The sequence below is a fragment of the Streptomyces ambofaciens ATCC 23877 genome (assembly GCF_001267885.1).
Taxonomy (GTDB): Bacteria; Actinomycetota; Actinomycetes; order Streptomycetales; family Streptomycetaceae; genus Streptomyces; species Streptomyces ambofaciens.
The window spans coordinates 1,688,992-1,707,775 of the sequence record NZ_CP012382.1 but is presented as its reverse complement, the minus strand read 5'-3'; the positions used below and the strand labels follow the sequence as shown (position 1 = coordinate 1,707,775).

At 72.7% G+C, this 18,784-nt stretch carries 20 protein-coding genes; 13 read left to right on the top strand and 7 right to left on the bottom strand.

The genetic code is table 11. From position 1 onward, the window contains the following. Positions 1-9: 9 nt before the first annotated feature. Positions 10-456, bottom strand: a complete 447-nt coding sequence (locus SAM23877_RS07705; RefSeq protein WP_053128239.1) for a TIGR03618 family F420-dependent PPOX class oxidoreductase — start codon at positions 454-456, stop codon at positions 10-12. Positions 457-635: 179 nt separating this feature from the next. Here SAM23877_RS07705 and SAM23877_RS07700 point away from each other — a divergent pair, with 179 nt between their 5' ends. Then, positions 636-1,364 carry an SseB family protein gene (locus SAM23877_RS07700; protein ID WP_053128238.1) on the top strand — a complete coding sequence of 243 codons (729 nt, stop codon included), beginning with the start codon at positions 636-638 and terminating at the stop codon, positions 1,362-1,364. Positions 1,365-1,525: 161 nt separating this feature from the next. Here the strand turns inward: SAM23877_RS07700 and SAM23877_RS07695 are convergent, their stop codons facing one another. After that, positions 1,526-1,882 (bottom strand): DUF1844 domain-containing protein, encoded by a 357-nt coding sequence (locus SAM23877_RS07695; protein ID WP_053128235.1) that lies wholly within the window; start codon positions 1,880-1,882, stop codon positions 1,526-1,528. A gap of 382 nt (positions 1,883-2,264) precedes the next feature. On the opposite strand from SAM23877_RS07695, the gene infC reads away from it, so the two are divergent. From infC to SAM23877_RS07650, 9 genes are all read left to right on the top strand, one after another. Further along, the gene (gene infC, locus SAM23877_RS07690; RefSeq protein ID WP_079030654.1) at positions 2,265-2,918 is read left to right on the top strand and encodes a translation initiation factor IF-3; all 654 of its coding nucleotides are present in this window, start codon (positions 2,265-2,267) and stop codon (positions 2,916-2,918) included. Between the two features lie 111 nt (positions 2,919-3,029). Beyond that, complete coding sequence (gene rpmI / locus SAM23877_RS07685) at positions 3,030-3,224, top strand: 50S ribosomal protein L35 (RefSeq protein ID WP_003977225.1); 195 nt, start codon at positions 3,030-3,032, stop codon at positions 3,222-3,224. Positions 3,225-3,324: 100 nt separating this feature from the next. Further along, positions 3,325-3,708: a 50S ribosomal protein L20 gene (rplT, locus tag SAM23877_RS07680; protein ID WP_053128232.1), complete on the top strand. Its 384-nt coding sequence runs from the start codon at positions 3,325-3,327 to the stop codon at positions 3,706-3,708. A 181-nt stretch (positions 3,709-3,889) separates the two neighbouring features. Continuing rightward, a complete protein-coding gene (locus SAM23877_RS07675) occupies positions 3,890-4,738 on the top strand; it encodes a TrmH family RNA methyltransferase (protein WP_053128230.1) in 849 nt (282 codons plus the stop codon). 50 nt (positions 4,739-4,788) lie between these two features. Continuing rightward, entirely contained in the window at positions 4,789-5,928 is a 1,140-nt protein-coding gene (locus SAM23877_RS07670; protein WP_053128228.1) for a sensor histidine kinase, read from the top strand. Between the two features lie 136 nt (positions 5,929-6,064). Continuing rightward, a complete protein-coding gene (gene pheS, locus SAM23877_RS07665) occupies positions 6,065-7,186 on the top strand; it encodes a phenylalanine--tRNA ligase subunit alpha (RefSeq protein ID WP_079030070.1) in 1,122 nt (373 codons plus the stop codon). After that, the gene (gene pheT / locus SAM23877_RS07660; RefSeq protein ID WP_053128224.1) at positions 7,186-9,699 is read left to right on the top strand and encodes a phenylalanine--tRNA ligase subunit beta; all 2,514 of its coding nucleotides are present in this window, start codon (positions 7,186-7,188) and stop codon (positions 9,697-9,699) included. Before pheS ends, pheT begins: the two co-directional genes overlap by 1 nt. A 405-nt stretch (positions 9,700-10,104) precedes the next feature. Next, positions 10,105-11,445: an NsdA family TPR-like regulatory protein gene (locus SAM23877_RS07655; RefSeq protein ID WP_053128222.1), complete on the top strand. Its 1,341-nt coding sequence runs from the start codon at positions 10,105-10,107 to the stop codon at positions 11,443-11,445. A 114-nt stretch (positions 11,446-11,559) separates the two neighbouring features. Beyond that, the gene (locus tag SAM23877_RS07650) at positions 11,560-12,123 is read left to right on the top strand and encodes an NUDIX hydrolase (protein WP_063481621.1); all 564 of its coding nucleotides are present in this window, start codon (positions 11,560-11,562) and stop codon (positions 12,121-12,123) included. An 11-nt stretch (positions 12,124-12,134) separates the two neighbouring features. Here SAM23877_RS07650 and SAM23877_RS07645 read toward each other — a convergent pair whose 3' ends face one another. After that, entirely contained in the window at positions 12,135-12,392 is a 258-nt protein-coding gene (locus tag SAM23877_RS07645; protein ID WP_053128218.1) for a hypothetical protein, read from the bottom strand. 183 nt (positions 12,393-12,575) lie between these two features. Continuing rightward, positions 12,576-13,448, bottom strand: a complete 873-nt coding sequence (locus tag SAM23877_RS07640) for a 3-hydroxybutyryl-CoA dehydrogenase (RefSeq protein ID WP_162492093.1) — start codon at positions 13,446-13,448, stop codon at positions 12,576-12,578. 176 nt (positions 13,449-13,624) lie between these two features. On the opposite strand from SAM23877_RS07640, the gene SAM23877_RS07635 reads away from it, so the two are divergent. Further along, positions 13,625-14,941 carry a glycoside hydrolase family 10-like protein gene (locus SAM23877_RS07635; protein ID WP_053128216.1) on the top strand — a complete coding sequence of 439 codons (1,317 nt, stop codon included), beginning with the start codon at positions 13,625-13,627 and terminating at the stop codon, positions 14,939-14,941. On the opposite strand, the gene SAM23877_RS07630 is transcribed toward SAM23877_RS07635, so the two are convergent. Next, complete coding sequence (locus tag SAM23877_RS07630) at positions 14,938-15,132, bottom strand: DUF1918 domain-containing protein (RefSeq protein ID WP_053128214.1); 195 nt, start codon at positions 15,130-15,132, stop codon at positions 14,938-14,940. The genes SAM23877_RS07635 and SAM23877_RS07630 overlap by 4 nt on opposite strands. A gap of 28 nt (positions 15,133-15,160) precedes the next feature. Beyond that, positions 15,161-16,123 (bottom strand): DMT family transporter, encoded by a 963-nt coding sequence (locus SAM23877_RS07625; RefSeq protein WP_053128212.1) that lies wholly within the window; start codon positions 16,121-16,123, stop codon positions 15,161-15,163. Here SAM23877_RS07625 and SAM23877_RS07620 point away from each other — a divergent pair. Next, entirely contained in the window at positions 16,122-17,558 is a 1,437-nt protein-coding gene (locus tag SAM23877_RS07620; protein WP_053128205.1) for an aminotransferase-like domain-containing protein, read from the top strand. The two genes, SAM23877_RS07625 and SAM23877_RS07620, sit on opposite strands and share 2 nt — an antisense overlap. A 93-nt stretch (positions 17,559-17,651) precedes the next feature. Next, on the top strand, positions 17,652-18,248 hold the full coding sequence (locus tag SAM23877_RS07615; protein ID WP_053128203.1) for a histidine phosphatase family protein: 597 nt from the start codon (positions 17,652-17,654) through the stop codon (positions 18,246-18,248). On the opposite strand, the gene SAM23877_RS07610 is transcribed toward SAM23877_RS07615, so the two are convergent. Continuing rightward, entirely contained in the window at positions 18,245-18,697 is a 453-nt protein-coding gene (locus SAM23877_RS07610) for a DUF6314 family protein (protein ID WP_053128201.1), read from the bottom strand. The genes SAM23877_RS07615 and SAM23877_RS07610 overlap by 4 nt on opposite strands. Positions 18,698-18,784: the final 87 nt, after the last annotated feature.

The following is an 18,784-nucleotide window of genomic DNA, read 5'->3' as shown; positions in this document are numbered from 1 at the left end:
GACGCGTACTCAGGGAGCGGGGACCGGGCCGCCGGGACGGAAACGCTCCACCCCGACGATGTGCCGCACCTTCACCGGACGCACGACGACCGCGATCCGCTGCTCCCCGGGCATGATCCACTCGAAGCGCTCGCTGCCCAGGTACTTGCGGGCCAGCCGGTCCATCCGCTCGTGCGCCTCCGGGCCCTCGACGAAGCGGGACACCACCCCGCTGATCTGCACACGGTCGAAGGGATCGGCGGCGTCCGCGTGCGAGAGGTAGACCCGGGGGTCGCGGCGCAGGTTCTCCTCCTTCACTCGGCCCACCGAGGTGTTGAACGTCAGCTCGTTCTCTCCCTCCAGGTCCACCCACATGGGACTGACCTGCGGTGCTCCGTCGGCGAACACGGTGCCGACGTACCAGATGTGCGGAGCTCGCAGCCGAGCGCGGACGGCGTCGTCAAAGGTCGCTGTCATCCGGCGAGGCTACCAACCATGATCGTCGGCGCCACGGCCCGCCCTCCGGCCGCCGAAGCCGCGACGCGCCTCCTCGATGCCACCGCGCCACCGCGCCACCGCGTCCCGTGCCGACGTGTCCGGACGCCTGCGCGGTGGGCCCCGCCGAGCCGTCCGGGCCCTCGATTAGGGTCGGGGCTGTGGCGAACAAGAACATTCCCGACTCCGGCTACTCCGACGACGACGGCTCGGCCGACCCCCGGCTGAGCGCGGCCCTCGCCGCCTGGGCCGAGGACCGCACCGCCCTGGCTCCCGTACTGGAGGCCCTCAAGGGCGCCCGGCTGCTCGTCCCCGTCGTGGCCGTCCTCGGCGAGGTGGAGGAGGACGAGCGCGGGCTGCGCCGCGAGAAGACCAGCGACATGGCGGTCCCGACCCTGAAGGCCGGCGGCCGCACCGCCCTGCCCGCCTTCACTTCCACCGAGTCGCTGGCCCGCTGGGACCCCGGTGCCCGCCCCGTCGCCGTCCCCGTGCACCAGGCGCTGCAGGCCGCCGCGCACGAGAAGGCGGACACGGTGGTCCTGGACCTGGCCGGACCGGTTCCGTTCGAACTGACCGGCGCGGTGCTGCTGGCGCTGGCCGAGGGGCGTACGACGACCGACCCGCTGGCCGACCCGGCCGTCACCGAGGCGGTACGCACCGCCGTGGCCGCCGAGCCCGCCGTACTCCGGGCCCACCTCGGGCCGGGACGGGCCGACGGCACGCTGGCGCTGCTCCTCGACCCCGGAGCCGACCCCGCCACGGCCGCCCGGGCCGTCGCCGAGCGCCTGGCCGCCGACGAGACACTGAGGGCCCGCCTGGTGCGCGGCCTCGACCTGGCCCTGCTGCCGGCCGGGGCGACGCCGCCGGGCGAGCCCCTGTACGTGCGGTGACGGCTCGACCCCGGACCCGGCAGGACAGCGCCGGACACGTGCGGGGAAAAACTGACCCGCAGGTACCCGTCCGGGTACCTGCGGGGACGGCTCACCCCTAGACCCGGCCGGACGGTGTGGGGCGTCTCAGCCGTGGACCGGCCGGACAGTACGGAGGCGACTCAGCCGTAGACCCGGCCGGTGTACTTCTCGCCCGGGCCCTGGCCCGGCTCATCGGGGACGAGCGAGGCCTCGCGGAAGGCCAGCTGGAGCGACTTCAGCCCGTCGCGCAGCGGTGCCGCGTGGAACGAGCTGATCTCCGTCGCCGACGCGTCGAGCAGACCGGCCAGCGCGTGCACCAGCTTGCGGGCCTCGTCCAGGTCCTTGTGCGCGTCGCCCTCCTCGGTCAGCCCCAGCTTCACGGCGGCGGCGCTCATCAGGTTGACGGCGACCGTCACGATCACCTCGACCGCGGGGACCTCGGCGATGTCGCGGGTCATGGCGTCGAAGTCGGGCGTCTCAGGAGGGGTCTCACTCATGCGCCCACGATAGGCGCAGCGGGGGACCCGGCCCCACCCGGTCTCGGTTAGCCCTTCCCCTGCCGAGCTGCTAACCTTGTGTAACGACCGGTCGGAAACGCACGCCCACGGCAGCGAATCCGGCCCACAAGTGGAGGCTCCGAACTCCCACCTGGCCGTCCTCAGGACGGCGGGTCACCGGTCAGGCGGTCCCGTCCCACGGCGGCGACCAGCCCGAGATCGCGCCCCGCGGCCATCGCGGCGGTGCTCCGGTAGTAGTCCAAGGAGCCCCGCCTGTGATCGTCCGGGGCATTTTTGTTGCGCCGGCGCGGTTAGGTCTATCGAACACAGACGTTACGCGGCTGTCCGCCAGACCGTCGCGTGGTGCTACCGAGGAGGATCCATCAGCGCCGAGCCCCGCATCAACGACCGGATTCGCGTTCCCGAGGTGCGACTTGTCGGTCCCAGCGGCGAGCAGGTCGGGATTGTCCCGCTTGCCAAGGCCCTGGAGCTTGCGCAGGAGTACGACCTCGATCTCGTCGAGGTCGCGGCGAACGCCCGTCCGCCCGTGTGCAAGCTCATGGACTACGGGAAGTTCAAGTACGAGTCGGCCATGAAGGCCCGTGAGGCGCGCAAGAACCAGGCGCACACGGTCATCAAGGAGATGAAGCTCCGGCCGAAGATCGACCCGCACGACTATGACACCAAGAAGGGTCACGTCGTTCGGTTCCTCAAGCAGGGCGACAAGGTCAAGATCACGATCATGTTCCGTGGTCGCGAGCAGTCCCGGCCGGAGCTCGGCTACCGACTGCTGCAGCGTCTCGCGGAGGACGTGGCCGACCTCGGGTTCGTGGAGTCGAACCCGAAGCAGGACGGCCGAAACATGATCATGGTCCTCGGTCCGCACAAGAAGAAGACCGAGGCGATGGCCGAGGCTCGCCAGGCGCAGGAAGCCCGCAAGGCGGACGCGAAGGCCAACCCCGGCAAGTCGCAGAACGTCGCGGAGACCGACGACGTGGACGCCGAGGCTCCGGCCGAGGCTCCCGCCGAGGCGTGACTCCGGGGGACTCTCCAGGTCCCCAGGACGTAACCGATACAAGCGACGCTCCACCGTGCCCGGTTTCACGACCGGGCACCGGAGCGCCACCGACGAGGAGAGAACGGCGCTATGCCGAAGAACAAGTCGCACAGCGGTGCCAGCAAGCGCTTCAAGATCACCGGCTCCGGCAAGGTGCTGCGTGAGCGCGCCGGCAAGCGCCACCTGCTCGAGCACAAGTCGTCCCGCGTGACGCGTCGCCTCACCGGCAACGCCGAGATGGCCCCGGGCGACGCCGCGAAGATCAAGAAGCTTCTCGGCAAGTGACGTCACGGCGCCACCACTGAGCGCCGTACGCCAGGACCGGGACCCAATCGATACCGGGCCGCGTGAGTACCACCGCGGCCCCGCTACAAGGAGTTAACAAGTGGCACGCGTCAAGCGGGCAGTCAACGCCCACAAGAAGCGCCGGGCGATCCTCGAGCAGGCCTCCGGCTACCGCGGTCAGCGTTCGCGCCTGTACCGCAAGGCCAAGGAGCAGGTCACCCACTCGCTGGTCTACAACTACAACGACCGCAAGAAGCGCAAGGGTGACTTCCGCCAGCTGTGGATCCAGCGCATCAACGCCGCTGCCCGCGCCAACGGCATCACGTACAACCGCTTCATCCAGGGTCTGAAGGCCGCCAACATCGAGGTGGACCGCAAGATTCTGGCCGACCTGGCCGTCAACGACGCCGCCGCGTTCGCCGCGCTCGTCGAGGTCGCCCAGAAGGCGCTGCCGAGCGACGTCAACGCGCCGAAGGCCGCGTGACGCTGCGCTGGCTCTGAGCCGACGTGACTGGACCCGCAGGTTGTGACGCCTGCGGGTCCTGTTGTTGCCGTCTGCCGTTGTCGTGCTTCGGGTGCCGGTTCGTTGGGGCTGGTCGCGCAGTTCCCCGCGCCCCTGAGGGGGCGCCGCAGCCGGCGTCGATCTACTTGTAAAGGTGAGAAGAGTGCATCCCGCCGCCCCCGAGCTGATCTCCCCCCGTTCCCCCCGGGTCGTCGCCGCGCGGCGGCTGGCCAAGCGGAACTTCCGGGGGAAGGAGCGGCTGTTCCTCGCCGAGGGGCCGCAGGCCGTGCGGGAGGCCGCGGGGTACGAGGACACGCTCGTCGAGGTGTTCGCCACCGTCGAGGCCGCCGAGCGGTACGCCGACATCATCGGCGCCGCCCGTGACGCGGGCGCCCGCGTCCACCTCGCCGCCGAGCAGGTCATCGAGGACATCTCCACCACCGTCACACCGCAGGGCCTGGTCGGGGTCTGCCGGTTCCTGGACACCCCCTTCGACGAGATCCTCGCCGCCCGCCCGAAGCTCGTCGCCGTCCTCGCCCACGTCCGCGACCCCGGCAACGCGGGCACCGTGCTGCGCTGCGCCGACGCCGCCGGCGCCGAGGCCGTCGTCCTCACCGACGCCTCCGTCGACCTGTACAACCCCAAGGCCGTACGCGCCTCCGTCGGCTCCCTGTTCCACCTGCCGGTGGCCGTGGGCGTACCCGTGGAGCACGCCGTCGCCGGGCTGCGGGACGCCGGTGTGCGCATCCTCGCCGCCGACGGCGCGGGCGAGCACGACCTCGACGCCGAGCTGGACGAGGGCACCATGGGCGGCCCCACCGCCTGGGTCTTCGGCAACGAGGCCTGGGGGCTCCCGGAGGAGACCCGCGCGCTCGCCGACGCCGTTCTGCGCGTCCCGATCCACGGGAAGGCCGAAAGTCTGAACCTCGCGACCGCCGCCGCCGTATGTCTCTACGCGTCGGCGCGTGCACAGCGCGCCGCCGGAGGGTGCCGCTCAGTCACCAAGGCCTAGTAGGGTGACCAGCTCAAGGCCCCTGAGCGGTTGAGAGGTGGGGTACGGGGATGAGCGTCGGCACGAGCAGCGCACCGGGAGCACGCCAGGCGCCGCGTCCGCCCGCGCCCCGCCGGCCCGGCGATCTCGCCGACCTCGGCATCGACCCCGACGAGCTGCCCGACGGTCTCGTCGTCGCCGACGAGCGGGGACGCGTCGTCTGCTTCAACGCCGCCGCCGCGCGCATCACCGCGGTGCCCGTGGCCGATGCCCTCGGACAGCCGCTGGAGAAGGCCCTCCCGCTGGAGGACCTGGAGGGCCGGCGCTGGTGGCAGCTGACCGACCCCTACGGCGGCCTCGCCATCCGCGTCCGCCAGCCCGAACGCAACCTCCTGCTGCCCGGCGGCCGGGAAGTCCTCGTCTCCGCCCGCTATGTGCGCACCGAACCCACCGGCCCCGTCCACCGCGTCGTCGTCACCCTGCGCGACACCGAGGCCCGCCGCCGCACCGAGCGCAGCCACGCCGAGCTGATCGCCACCGTCGCCCACGAACTGCGCTCGCCGCTCACCTCCGTCAAGGGCTTCACGGCCACCCTGCTGGCCAAGTGGGAGCGGTTCACCGACGACCAGAAGCGGCTGATGCTGGAGACCGTGGACGCCGACGCCGACCGCGTCACCCGGCTCATCGCCGAACTGCTGGACATCTCCCGCATCGACTCGGGCCGGCTGGAGGTCCGCCGCCAGCCCGTGGACATCGGTGCCGCCGTCGGCCGCCACATCCAGGCGTACGTCGCCGCCGGCCAGGAGGCCGACCGCTTCCTGCTCCGCATCGCCCAGCCGCTGCCCGACCTGTGGGCCGACCCCGACAAGGTCGACCAGGTGCTGGGCAACCTGCTCGAAAATGCCGTGCGGCACGGCGAGGGAACCGTCACCATTGACGTCACGCCCACGGCGTCCCCCCGCGAAGGGGAGGACACCGGCACGTCGGTCACGGTGAGCGACGAAGGGGCCGGCATCCCGGAGGAGTCCATGAACCGCGTCTTCACCCGCTTCTGGCGGGGCAGCAAGCGCGGTGGCACCGGCCTCGGGCTGTACATCGTCAAGGGCATCGTCGAGGCCCACGGCGGCACCATCACGGTCGGCCGCGCCCCCGGCGGCGGCGCCGAGTTCCGATTTACGTTGCCCGTGGCGGCCCCGGCCTACCTGGCCTGAGCGGCCCCACGGGCGCGGTCGCGTTCCACAGCCCCGTTAGACTCGGTCTTTGGCACCTTTGCGTCCAGCTCCGCAGACCATCGTCTCGGACCGTAGACGGGGCGTCCCAGCCAGCCAATCGGAAGCACGGGAAGAGATGTCGGCACCGAATAAGTCGTACGACCCTGTCGAGGTCGAGGCGTTGAAACCGGAAGAGATCGAGCGCATGCGGGACGAGGCGCTCGCCGCCTTCGCCGCAGCGGGCTCCCTCGACGCGCTCCAGGAGGCGAAGGTCGCCCACACCGGCGGCACCTCCCCGCTGGCGCTGGCCAACCGCGAGATCGGCGCCCTGCCGCCGCAGGCCAAGGCCGAGGCCGGCAAGCGCGTCGGCATGGCCCGCGGCGCCGTGAACAAGGCGCTCGCCGCCCGCCAGGAGGAGCTGGAGGCCGAGCGCGACGCGCGCGTCCTGGTCGAGGAGGCCGTGGACGTCACGCTGCCCTACGACCGGGTGCCGGCCGGCGCCCGGCACCCGCTCACCACGCTCTCCGAGCGCATCGAGGACGTCTTCGTGGCCATGGGCTACGAGGTCGCCGAGGGCCCCGAGGCCGAGGCCGAGTGGTTCAACTTCGACGCCCTCAACATCGGCCCGGACCACCCGGCCCGCGGCGAGGCCGACACCTTCTTCGTCCAGGGCCCCGACGGCGGCTCCGAGTCCGGGGTCGTGCTGCGCACCCACACCTCACCCGTGCAGATCCGCTCCGCGCTCGACCGTGAGCTGCCGGTCTACGTGATCTGCCCCGGCCGGGTGTACCGCACCGACGAGCTGGACGCCACGCACACCCCCGTCTTCCACCAGGTCGAGCTGCTCGCCATCGACGAGGGCCTGACCATGGCGGACCTCAAGGGCACCCTGGACCACATGGTCCAGTCGCTGTTCGGCGCGGAGATGAAGACCCGGCTGCGGCCGAACTTCTTCCCCTTCACCGAGCCGTCCGCCGAGATGGACATGCTCTGCTACGTCTGCAAGGGCGCGTCCGTCGGCAACCCCGACCGGCCCTGCCGCACCTGCTCCAGCGAGGGCTGGATCGAGCTCGGCGGCTGCGGCATGGTCAACCCGCGGGTGCTCACCGCCTGCGGCGTCGACCCGGAGAAGTACAGCGGCTTCGCCTTCGGGTTCGGCATCGAGCGGATGCTGATGTTCCGCCACAACGTCGAGGACATGCGAGACATGGTCGAGGGTGACGTCCGGTTCACCCGGCCGTTCGGGATGGAGATCTGATGCGGGTCCCGCTTTCTTGGCTGCGGGAGTACGTCGACCTGCCGGCCACGCAGACCGGCCGCGACGTGCAGGCCAAGCTGATTTCGGCCGGCCTGGAGGTCGAGACCGTCGAGCACCTCGGCGCCGACCTCAAGGGCCCCCTCGTCGTCGGCCAGGTCCTCACCATCGAGGAGCTGGAGGGCTTCAAGAAGCCGATCCGCTTCTGCACCGTCGACGTCGGCCAGGCCAACGGCACCGGTGAGCCCCAGGAGATCGTCTGCGGCGCCCGCAACTTCGCCGTCGGCGACAAGGTCGTCGTGGTCCTCCCCGGCGCCACCCTGCCGGGCGGCTTCTCGATCAGCGCCCGCAAGACGTACGGCAAGACCTCCCACGGCATGATCTGCTCCGGCGACGAGCTGGGCATGGGCGACGACGGCTCGCACGGCATCATCGTGCTGCCGCCCGAGACCGAGGTCGGCAAGGACGCCATCGAGCTGCTCGAGCTGGTCGACGAGGTCCTGGACATCGCCGTCACCGCCAACCGCGGTGACTGCCTGTCCATCCGCGGCGTCGCCCGCGAGACCGCCATCGCCTACGGCCTGCCGCTGCGCGACCCGGCCCTGCTGGACGTGCCCGCCCCGAACGCCTACGGCTACCCGGTGAAGATCGCCGACCCGACCGGCTGCGACCGCTTCACCGCCCGCACGGTCACCGGGCTCAGCCCCGAGGCACGCTCCCCGATCTGGCTCCAGCGGCGCCTGCAGAAGGTCGGCATGCGCCCGATCTCGCTCGCCGTCGACGTCACGAACTACGTGATGATGGAGCTCGGCCAGCCCCTGCACGCCTACGACCGCTCGCTGGTCCAGGGCACCATCGGCGTGCGCCGCGCCGAGGAGGGCGAGAAGATCGTCACCCTCGACGGCGTCGAGCGGAAGCTGCACGCCGAGGACCTGGTCATCACCGACGACCGCGGCCCGATCGGCCTCGCCGGTGTCATGGGCGGCGCCGACACGGAGATCGCCGACCACGGCGACGCCGGGAACGCCACGAGCGACGTGGTGATCGAGGCCGCCCACTTCGACCAGGTGACCGTCGCGCGCACCGCCCGCCGGCACAAGCTGTCCTCCGAGGCCTCCCGCCGCTTCGAGCGCGGCGTCGACCCGCAGGCCGCCGCCGCCGCCGCGCAGCGCACCGTCGACCTCCTGGTGCTGCTCGCGGGCGGCACCGCCGAGTCCGGCGTCACGGAGCTCAGCGCTCCGCCGGTGCCGCACACCATCAGCGTCCCGGCCGACCACCCGGACAAGGTCGCGGGGGTGACCTACGGCCGCGAGACCGTCGTGCGCCGCCTCCAGGAGGTCGGCTGCGACGTGTACGGGCAGGACGAGCTGATCGTCACCGTCCCGTCCTGGCGGCCGGACCTCGCCGACCCCAACGACCTGGCCGAAGAGGTCATCCGCCTGGAGGGCTACGAGAACCTGCCCGCCACGCTGCCGAGGCCCTCGGCGGGCCGCGGCCTGACCTCCCGGCAGCGGCTGCACCGCCGGGTCGGACGGGCCCTGGCCGGCGCCGGCTACGTCGAGGCGCCGAACTACCCCTTCCTCAGCGAGCGCGTCTTCGACCAGCTCGGGCTGGACGCCGACGACCCGGCCCGCCGCGTCGTCAAGCTGGTCAACCCGCTCAGCGACGAGGAGCCCGCGCTGCGGACCACGCTGCTGCCGGGCCTGCTCGGCGCGCTGCGCCGCAACGACGGCCGGGGCTCGCACGACCTCGCGCTGTTCGAGACCGGCCTGGTCTTCCACCCGCGCGACGAGCGGCGCATCGCCGCGAACCTGCCCGTGGACCGGCGCCCCGACGCCGACGACCTCGCCGCGCTCGACGCCGCGCTGCCCGACCAGCCGCGGCACGTCGCCGTCGTCCTGGCCGGCGCCCGCGAGCAGGCCGGCTGGTGGGGCAAGGGCCGCCCGGCCGACTGGGCCGACGCGGTCGAGGCCGCCCGGACCGTCGCCCGTGAGGCCGGCACCGAACTGGGCACGCGCAAGGGCCAGTACGGTCCCTGGCACCCGGGACGCTGCGCCGAGCTGACCATCACGGTGGACGGCGAGGAGCGGGTCGTCGGGCACGCCGGCGAGCTGCACCCTCGGGTGCTGAAGGCGCTCGGCCTGCCCGCGCGCAGCTGCGCGATGGAGCTCGACCTCGACGCGGTGGCGCGGGCCGGCGACGACACCCCGCAGGCGCCGGGCATCTCCACCTTCCCGGTCGCCACCCAGGACGTCGCCCTGGTCGTCGACGCGTTCGTCCCGGCGGCCGACGTCGAGGCCGCACTGCGCGAGGGCGCCGGTGAACTGCTGGAGTCGATCCGGCTGTTCGACGTCTACGACAACGCGGAGCAGCTCGGCGAGGGGCGCAAGTCCCTCGCGTACGCGCTGCGCTTCCGTGCGGGGGACCGGACGCTGACGGTCGACGAGGCGTCGGCCGCGCGGGACGCGGCGGTCGCCCTCGCGGGCGAGCGCGTCGGAGCGGTGCTGCGCAGCTAGGCGGTGCGCCCGAAGGCGGGGGCTTCTGCCGGTCCGGCGACCGCGGATACGCCGTGGTCGCTCGCGCAGTTCCCCGCGCCCCTTCAAGGGGCGCGGGGAACTGCGCGACCGGCCACAGCGGACCTGCTGCCGACAACGCACCGCAAACCTCCACGCGGCCGGCGGAGCCGTCCGCCCCGCCACGGAGTGTCGGGCAGGCAGCGGGACGGACGGCTTGAGAACGGGCCGCCGCACTGTACGAGGGGGAGCCGGCGGCCCGGCCGGCCTCTTTCGAGGCAGCTCAGTCAACCGGCCCCGAACTCTCCGCGACAGCGCGCACACCGTACGGATGCGCGTACTCCGTTCACACCCCGTGTGAGGACCGACGCACTACGCTGTCGGCACCGAATCACCGGGGGGCATCCCATGCAGCCCAACACCCTGCTCGACGCGATCCTGGACGAGGCCGGGATCTCGCACGCGGGTCTGGCCGCGCACGTCAACCAGGCGGGGCGGGCACGCGGGCTCGCGCTGAGATACGAACACACCGCCGTCGCCCGGTGGTTGAAGGGCCAGCGTCCGCGCGGTCAGGTGCCCGACCTGATCTGCGAGGTCCTCGCGTCCCGGCTGCACCGCCCCGTCACCCTGGACGACATCGGCCTCGGCGTGCCCGGTGAACCGGCCGCCCCGCACACCGGCTCCCTCTCCGGGTTCGTGGAGCGCGCGACCGCCCTGTGGCGCTCCGACCAGCAGCGGCGCCCGCACATCCTCGGCGCCCCCGCGCTCACCGGCACCCCGGCCGTGATGCCCGTGTGGGAGTGGGAGAACCCGCCCGAGGACGTGGACGTCTCCCGCGGCGGCCGGCACCGGGTCACCGCGGCCGACCTGGAGATGCTGCGCTGCGCGCGCGCCCACTACGAGCAGCTCTACCGCAAGGCCGGCGGCATAGCGACCCGCGCCCGCATCGTCGGCTTCCTCAACTCCGAGGCCGCCCCCCTGCTGCGCGGCGGCTACACCGACGCCACCGGCCGCCAGCTCCACCGGGCCACCGGCGGCCTGGTCGCGGTCGCCGGCATCTGCGCGTACGACTCCGACGCGCACGGCCTGGCCCAGCGCTACTTCCACCAGGCCCTGCGGCTCGCCAAGGCCAGCGGGGACCGGGGCCTGGGTGCCTACGTCATCGCGCTGCTGGTCAACCAGGCGCTGTTCCTGCGGGAGTACCGCCAGGCCGTAGCCTTCGCCGAGGCCGCCCTGCGCGCCGCCGGACGGCACATCACCCCCGCTCTCGCCTCCGACCTCTACGCGATGCAGGCCAAGGCGTACGCCCATCTCGGCGACGGCACGAGCGCCCTGTCCTGCATCCGGCGGGCCGAGCAGGCCGCCGAGCGCATCCGGCGCGGGTACGAACCCGACGAGACCGGCTATGTCCAGCCCGGCCTGGTCAACGTCCAGGTGGCCGAGGCGCTGTTGAGCCTCGGGGAACTGGCGGCGGCCGGCGAGCACGCCGCGGCGGCCGTCGACAACCCGGCGCACGACCGGGGCCGGGTGCACCGGCTCGCCATGCTCAGCACCATCGAACTGCGCCGGGGCAACGCCGACAAGGCGGTGGCCACCGCGGTGCAGATGGCCGAACAGGCCCGGGGCATGGAGTCCCAGCGCCTGCGCGACAGACTCCGCGCGGTACGCGAGCACCTGGTGCGCAGCGGCGGCGCGGGCACGGCCGAGGCTGCCGAACTCATCGACGGAGCCCTGCGCGTACCGCTCTGACGTCCTCGCCCGGGGCCCTGCGCCACCCCTGCGCCCCGAGCGGCCACCGTGCGCCTGCTGCCGAGCCGTTCCTGCTGCGATATTGCCACCTACTCAAGGAAAGGTGGCAGAACCGTGCAGTGGACGAAACAGAGCGAACAAAACGTGTACGCAAATCGCTGGTTCAGCGTCAATCTCGCTGATGTCGCGCTCCCGGACGGCCGGCATCTCGACCACTTCCTCATACGTATGCGCCCGGTGGCCGTGGCCACGGTCGTCAACGCCGCGGGCGAGGTGCTCCTGCTGTGGCGGCACCGCTTCATCACCGACAGCTGGGGCTGGGAACTCGCGGCCGGCGTCGTCGAGGACGGCGAGGACGTCGCGGTCGCGGCGGCCAGGGAGCTGGAGGAGGAGACCGGCTGGCGGCCGGGACCGCTGCGCCACCTCATGAGCGTGGAGCCGTCCAACGGGCTCACCGACGCCCGGCACCACATCTACTGGTCCGAGGAGGGCACGTACGTCGGACACCCCGTGGACGACTTCGAGTCGGACCGCCGGGAGTGGGTCCCTCTCAAGCTCGTTCCCGACCTGGTCGCCCGGGGGGAGGTCCCGGCCGCGAACATGGCGGCCGCGTTACTCCTGCTGCACCACCTCAGGCTCGGGCAGGACGGCCCGCCCGGCCCGGACGGCACGGCCTGAGGTCCGGGGGCTCAGCGCCCGAGGGCCTGCCAGACCGCCACCACCAGGGCGCCCACGGCGGTGACGACCGCGACCGAGGGAAGCGGCCAGCGCGCGTGCTCCAGGGCGGTCAGCCGCGTGTTCAGCTCGTCCAGCTCCTTGGTGGTCTCCTCGGTGCGGTGAGAGAGCAGAGCCAGCCCGCCCTCGACGCGGGCGTAGGCCACGTCCAGCCGGCGTCGTAACTCAGCGAGTTCTCCCTGGGCGACGGAATGCTCGGGATCGGCGGTCACGAAACCGCTCCTTTCCGTAGTCGTCTCACGTCCCTTGCATGTGCATGGTGAGTCAACCCGCCAGGTGGACGCCTGGGGAGAGTGTGCGAACGGCATATGCGGGCCCGAAGCGCACACGCCGTGTGAACGCCGCGAGCCCGGCACCCCACCAGGTGCCGGGCCCGCGCCGCGTCACTCTCCGTGTCAGCCGTAGGAGTAGAAGCCCGAGCCGCTCTTGCGGCCGAGGCGGCCCGCGTCGACCATGCGCTGGAGCAGCGGGGGAGCGGCGTACAGCGGCTCCTTGTACTCCTCGTACATCGAGTAGGCGACCGAGGCGACCGTGTCCAGGCCGATCAGGTCCGACAGCTTCAGCGGGCCCATCGGGTGGGCGCAGCCCATCTCCATGCCGTTGTCGATGTCCTCGCGGCTGGCGATGCCCGACTCGAACATCCGGATCGCGGAGAGCAGGTACGGGATCAGCAGCGCGTTGACCACGAAGCCCGAGCGGTCCTGGGCGCGGATCGCGTGCTTGCCGAGCACCTTCTCCGTGAAGAGCTGCGCCCGGCTGAGCGTGCCCTCCGAGGTGGTGAGCGCCGGGATCAGCTCGACGAGCTGCTGCACCGGGGCCGGGTTGAAGAAGTGGATGCCGATGACGTGGTCGGGCCGCGAGGTGGCGACCGCCAGCTTCACCAGCGGGATCGAGGAGGTGTTGGAGGCCAGGATCGCGTCCGGCCGGGTCACCACCTGGTCCAGGACCTGGAAGATCTCGGTCTTGACCTGCTCGTTCTCGACGACGGCCTCGATCACCAGATCACGGTCGGCGAACTCGCCGAGGTCGGTGGTGAAGCTCAGGCGCGCCTGCGTGGCGTCCCGCTCCTCCTCGGTGATCTTGCCGCGCTCGGCGGCCTTGGTGAGCGAGTTGTACAACCGGGTCCGGCCGATCTCCAGCGCCTCGCCGGTGGTCTCGGCGACCATCACGTCCAGTCCGGAGCGGGCGCACACCTCGGCGATGCCCGCTCCCATCTGACCGCAGCCCACCACGCCGACGCGTGCGATATCTCCCGAGATGCCGGTCACATCGTCCCTTTCGCTGACTCCACGGCTTGGCAGCAGACATGCCGGGGTCCCCGGTGCCTGCTCCGATCGAGCACGTTACCCCCGAATGGTCACGGATCCGTCTCCCGGGTCATGCATGCTGAGGACCCGTGCACGATCCGTGACCGTACGGATCCACAGCGTTCAGGAGGTTCCCCATGGGCCGTGTCTCGCGTCGCGCGTTCGCGGTGGCGGCGTTGTCGGCGTTCACCATGGCGCCCCGTGCGTCGGCGGCGCCGGACGCACCGGTCGCACCCACCCCGCCGACGTCGCCGGTGCCCGCCGCGGGACCGCCCGCGGGCCGCGCCGTCACCGGGATGCGGGGGATGTGGCTGGCCACGGTCACCAACCGCGACTGGCCCACCCGCGCGGGACTGCGCGCGGGCGAGCAGCGCGCCGAACTGGTCGGACTGCTCGACGCGGCGGTCCGCCGGGGCCTCAACACGGTGATCTTCCAGGTGCGTCCCACGGCCGACGCGCTGTGGCCGTCGGCCCACGAGCCGTGGTCGGAGTACCTGTCCGGCAGCCAGGGCCGCGACCCGGGCTGGGACCCGCTGGGCACGGCCGTCGAGGAGGCCCACGCCCGCGGCCTGGAGCTGCACGCCTGGTTCAACCCGTACCGCGTCGCCACCCACGACAACCCCGCCCACCTGGTGCCCTCCCACCCCGCGCGGAAGAACCCCGGCTGGGTGGTGCCCTACGGCGGGAAGCTCTACTACAACCCGGGGCTGCCCGAGGTCCGGGCCTTCGTCCAGGACGCGATGATGGACGCGGTGGAGAAGTACGCCGTGGACGGCGTCCACTTCGACGACTACTTCTACCCTTATCCGGTGGCGGGCCAGAGCTTCGCCGACGGCGGCACCTACAGCACCTACGGCGGTGACTTCGCCACCAAGGCCGCCTGGCGCCGGGAGAACATCGACCTGCTGGTGCGCGAGACGGCCGCCCGCGTCAAGAAGATCCGGCCGGCCGCCCGCTTCGGGGTCAGCCCGTTCGGGGTCTGGCGCAACGCGGCCACCGACGCGAAGGGCTCCGACACCAGGGCGGGCGTGCAGACGTACGACGACCTGTACGCCGACACCCGGACGTGGGTGCGCGAGGGCTGGATCGACTACATCGTGCCCCAGCTGTACTGGAACGTGGACCTGGAGGCCGCCGACTACGCGAAGCTCATCCCCTGGTGGGCGGAGGTGGCCAAGGGCAGCCGCACCCAGCTGTACATCGGCGAGGCGCTGTACAAGGCCGGTGACCCGGCGCAGCCGGCCGCCTGGCAGGACCCGGCCGAACTGTCCCGGCACCTCACGCTGGCGCGGCAGCATCCCGAGGTGCGCGGGCACGTCTTCTTCTCCGCGAAGGAGGTGGCCGAGGACCGGATCGGGGCGATGGCGCGGGTGAGCGCCGACCACTACGGAACACCGGCCGGCATCGCACGCCGGCAGGCGCGCCGCCCGGTAGGACCGGCCGACCGGTCCTAGAGCCGGATCTCCCGGTGCCGGATCTCGGAGTCGGGGCCGGGCGAGCACACGGCCTCGTGACCGTCCTCGAACCGGACCCGGTACGGGGGAGCGCCTTGCGCGCCCATGACTTCGACGATCTCGGCGACCTTGTCGTGCTCACCCACCACCCTGCCGTGCTGGATCAGCTGGTCGCCCTTGGTTGCGTGCATCCGTGAGGCCTCCTCACCTGTGTGCCGCTCAACCCCGGGCCCGCTGGGTGACCGCGATGCACACCAGGACCGCCGCGGCCGTCAGTGGAGCGGCCACCGTCAGGTGCTCGCCCAGGAGAAGTACCGACCACACCAGTGTGAGCAGCGGCTGGGCCAGTTGCAACTGGCTGGCCTTCGGAATGCCGATGGCCGCCATGCCCCGGTACCAGACGACCAGGCCGAGGAACTGCGAGCCGACCGCCACCCACAGCAGCCCGCTCACGCTGTGCGCGGTCAGGTGCACCGGCTCGAACGACAGGGCCACGGCGGCCATGGGCACGGTCAGCGGCAGGCACAGCACCAGCGCCCAGCCGATGACCTGCCACCCCGGCATCACCCGGGCCAGCCGGCCGCCCTCCGTGTAGCCGGCCGCGCACACCAGCAGCGCCGCGAACAGGTAGGCGTCCGCCGCCGTGAGGGCGCCCCCGCTCTGCTGCACGGTGAAGGCGACCACCGCCGCCGCGCCGGCCAGCGCGGCGATCCAGAAGCCGCGCGAGGGGCGGCTGCCGACGCGCAGGGCGGACAGCAGGGCGGTGGTCAGCGGAAGCAGGCCGACCACGACGGCCGCGTGTGCGGTGGTCGAGGTCCGCAGGGCGAGCGTGGTCAGCAGGGGGAAGCCCAGGACGACCCCGGCGCCGACCACCGCGAGCCCGAACCAGTGCCGCCGCTCGGGCAGCGGCACCCTCCCCCACGCTCGGCCTCGCTCGCGTGGGGGGAGCCCCACCGCCAGCAGGCAGCCACCGGCGATCACCGCGGCGAGGATGCTGCGCACGGAGATCAGCGACCACGGGCCGAAGCCCTCCAGGCCCCAGGCGGTGGCGGGGAAGGTGAGGGAGAAGGCCACCACCCCGAGGGCGGCCTGGAGTGTGCCGAGGGACCTGCCGCCGACCGCCGGGCCCGGATCGGTGACTGCTATCCGAGGCGGTGCGGTAGCGCTACTCTGTGCTCTCATGCAAGAGCGTAGCAGCGTCTCTGACCTGGCGAACAAGCTGCGGCGAGAACTCGACCGCTACTCACCCGGCGGAAAGCTCCCGTCCAGCCGGGTCCTGGTCGACCGGTTCCGGGTGAGCCCGGTGACCGTCTCCCGCGCCCTGGCGCAGCTGGCCGCCGAGGGGCTGGTGGTCACCCGTCCCGGCGCCGGCGCCTTCCGGGCCCGGCCGCGCCCCTCGGCCGCGCCCGCCGGGGACACCTCCTGGCAGGAGGTGACGCTCAGCGCCGAGGGCTCCGCCGACCTCGTGCCGCGCTCGGTGGACGCCTCCGGGGTGCTGGTCTCGCTGGCCGCCCCACCGCCCGGCGTGGTGGAGTTCAACGGCGGTTACCTGCACCCCTCGCTCCAGCCGGAGCGGGCGATGGCGGCGGCCCTGTCGCGGGCCGGACGGCGTCCCGGGGCGTGGGGCCGGCCGCCCATGGAGGGACTGCCGGAGCTGAGGGAGTGGTTCGCGCGCAGCGTCGGCGGGGCCATCACGGCGGCGGAGGTGCTGGTCACGGCGGGCGGCCAGTCCGCGCTGACCACCGCCCTGCGCGCGCTCGCCCCGCCGGGCGCCCCCGTCCTCGTCGAGTCACCGACCTACCCCGGCATGCTGGCCATCGCGCGGGCGGCCGGCCTGCGTCCGGTGCCGGTCCCGGTGGACGCGGACGGTGTGCGGCCGGCCCTGCTCGCCGACGCCTTCCGGGCGACCGGCGCTCGCGTCTTCGTCTGCCAGCCCCTGTTCCAGAACCCGACCGGTGCCGTGCTCGCCCCCGGGCGGCGCGGCGAGGTGCTGCGCATCGCCCGCGAGGCCGGTGCCTTCGTCGTCGAGGACGACTTCGTGCGGCGGCTGGTGCACGAGGACGCGGGCCCGCTCCCCGCCCCGCTCGCCGCCGACGACCCGGACGGTGTCGTGGTCCACGTCTGCTCGCTGACGAAGGCGACCTCGCCCAGTTTCCGGGTGAGCGCCCTGGTCGCGCGCGGGCCGGTGCTGGAGCGGCTGCGGGCCATCCAGATCGTCGACACCTTCTTCGTGCCCCGTCCGCTCCAGGAAGCGGCGCTGGAACTCGTCGGCTCGCCCGCCTGGCCACGCCATCTGCGCGCCGTGTCGGCGGAGCTGCGGGCCCGCCGGGAGGCGATGACGTCCGCGCTGCGGCTGCACCTGCCCGAGGTGTCCCTGCCCCACATCCCCTCCGGCGGCTATCACCTGTGGCCACGCCTGCCCGAGGGCACGGACGAGGCCGCGCTCACCTCGGCGGCCCTGCGCGCGGGCGTCGCCATCACCCCGGGCCGTCCGTACTTCAGCGCCGAGCCCCCCGCCGCCCATCTCCGGCTGAGCTTCGCGGCGGTCGCGGGCACCGGTGAGATCGCGGAAGGGGTACGGCGGCTGCGCACGGCCTGCACCGAGGTGTGGGGCTGACGGGCTGGGACGAGGGATCGGCGGGGGCGTTCTCCACGACGACCGCAGGTAACACCTCTTGACCTGCGCACCTGTGCGCAGCACCATCACCGCATGGCGCTTCGGGTCACGTTCGTCGCGGCCGCGCGCGGCTCACCGCTGCTCGCGGAGCGTTTCGACGACGACCGGCCCCTGGACCAGGCCGGCTGGGACGAGGCGCTGCGCGCCGCGCGTGACCTGCTGCCGCTCGCGGCGGCCGAGCTGCGCTACTGCTCGCCCACGCCGCGCAGCCGTGCCACCGGGGACGCCCTGGGGTGTGCCCCGCTGGTGCAGGTCGCCCTGCGCGAGTGCGACATGGGCCGCTGGCGCGGGATGACGGTGGGCGAGGCCATGGCGCGTGAGCCGGGGGCCGTCGACGCCTGGCTCGCCGACCCGCGCTCGGCCCCGCACGGCGGGGAATCGCTCGTCGCGTTCGTCACCCGGGTCGGCGGCTGGCTCGACACACGTCCCGGCGAGGACGGCGACCGCATCGTCGCGGTGGCCGAACCGTCCGTGATCCGGGCCGCGCTGGTGTACGTGCTCAGGGCGCCGCCCGCGACGTACTGGAACCTGGACGTCCGGCCCCTCTCCACGACCACCGTCACGGGCCGTGCGGGCCGCTGGCACCTCCGCTTCGAAGGCGGGACCTCCTCCAGGGCCTCCGGAATTTAGCAACTCGGCTTCTCGCGGAGGAGATCGGTCGTCAGCAGCAGGTCCTTGGCGGGGCCGCCCACCCGCCACACGGTCCGCCAACGGTCCCGGTCCCGGACGGTGAACTCGCCCCGGTAGAGGTCGGCGGAGCAGGGGTGGTCGGTCACGTGGTGCCCCGTGGTCAGGTCCAGCCCGTGAAAGGGCCGGCCGTCCGCGAAGCGCACGTCGGCGGTGCCCGGAGCGGCCCCCGGCTCGTAGCGCAGGGTCCGCTCGGCGGGGCGGGTCACGCCCTGCCAGGTGAAGGCGCCGGACTCGTGGCTCAGCAGCCCGCCGCCGGCCAGCGCGCCGAACTCCGTGACCCCCTCGAAGCGGCCCTCGGCGCCGCTCGCCAGGTCGCGCACCGACCGCTCGGTGCGCCACCGGCCCGCGAGATACGCCAGCACATCCGGTACCGGCCACAACTCGCCCATTTCCACCCGCTTTCCGTCTCCCGCCCCCTGGTTGCCGCGCGACCCATTGACGCGCCTCCACCCCCTCCCTATCTTGCCGTTCGAAGT

Coding starts and splice junctions, on each gene's coding strand:
- SAM23877_RS07705 (WP_053128239.1), bottom strand. CDS start 456: ATGACAGCGACCTTTGACGACGCCGTCCGCGCTCGGCTGCGAGCTCCG.
- SAM23877_RS07695 (WP_053128235.1), bottom strand. CDS start 1,882: ATGAGTGAGACCCCTCCTGAGACGCCCGACTTCGACGCCATGACCCGC.
- rpmI (WP_003977225.1), top strand. CDS start 3,030: ATGCCGAAGAACAAGTCGCACAGCGGTGCCAGCAAGCGCTTCAAGATC.
- SAM23877_RS07670 (WP_053128228.1), top strand. CDS start 4,789: ATGAGCGTCGGCACGAGCAGCGCACCGGGAGCACGCCAGGCGCCGCGT.
- pheS (WP_079030070.1), top strand. CDS start 6,065: ATGTCGGCACCGAATAAGTCGTACGACCCTGTCGAGGTCGAGGCGTTG.
- pheT (WP_053128224.1), top strand. CDS start 7,186: ATGCGGGTCCCGCTTTCTTGGCTGCGGGAGTACGTCGACCTGCCGGCC.
- SAM23877_RS07655 (WP_053128222.1), top strand. CDS start 10,105: ATGCAGCCCAACACCCTGCTCGACGCGATCCTGGACGAGGCCGGGATC.
- SAM23877_RS07635 (WP_053128216.1), top strand. CDS start 13,625: ATGGGCCGTGTCTCGCGTCGCGCGTTCGCGGTGGCGGCGTTGTCGGCG.
- SAM23877_RS07630 (WP_053128214.1), bottom strand. CDS start 15,132: ATGCACGCAACCAAGGGCGACCAGCTGATCCAGCACGGCAGGGTGGTG.
- SAM23877_RS07620 (WP_053128205.1), top strand. CDS start 16,122: ATGCAAGAGCGTAGCAGCGTCTCTGACCTGGCGAACAAGCTGCGGCGA.
- SAM23877_RS07625 (WP_053128212.1), bottom strand. CDS start 16,123: ATGAGAGCACAGAGTAGCGCTACCGCACCGCCTCGGATAGCAGTCACC.
- SAM23877_RS07615 (WP_053128203.1), top strand. CDS start 17,652: ATGGCGCTTCGGGTCACGTTCGTCGCGGCCGCGCGCGGCTCACCGCTG.
- SAM23877_RS07610 (WP_053128201.1), bottom strand. CDS start 18,697: ATGGGCGAGTTGTGGCCGGTACCGGATGTGCTGGCGTATCTCGCGGGC.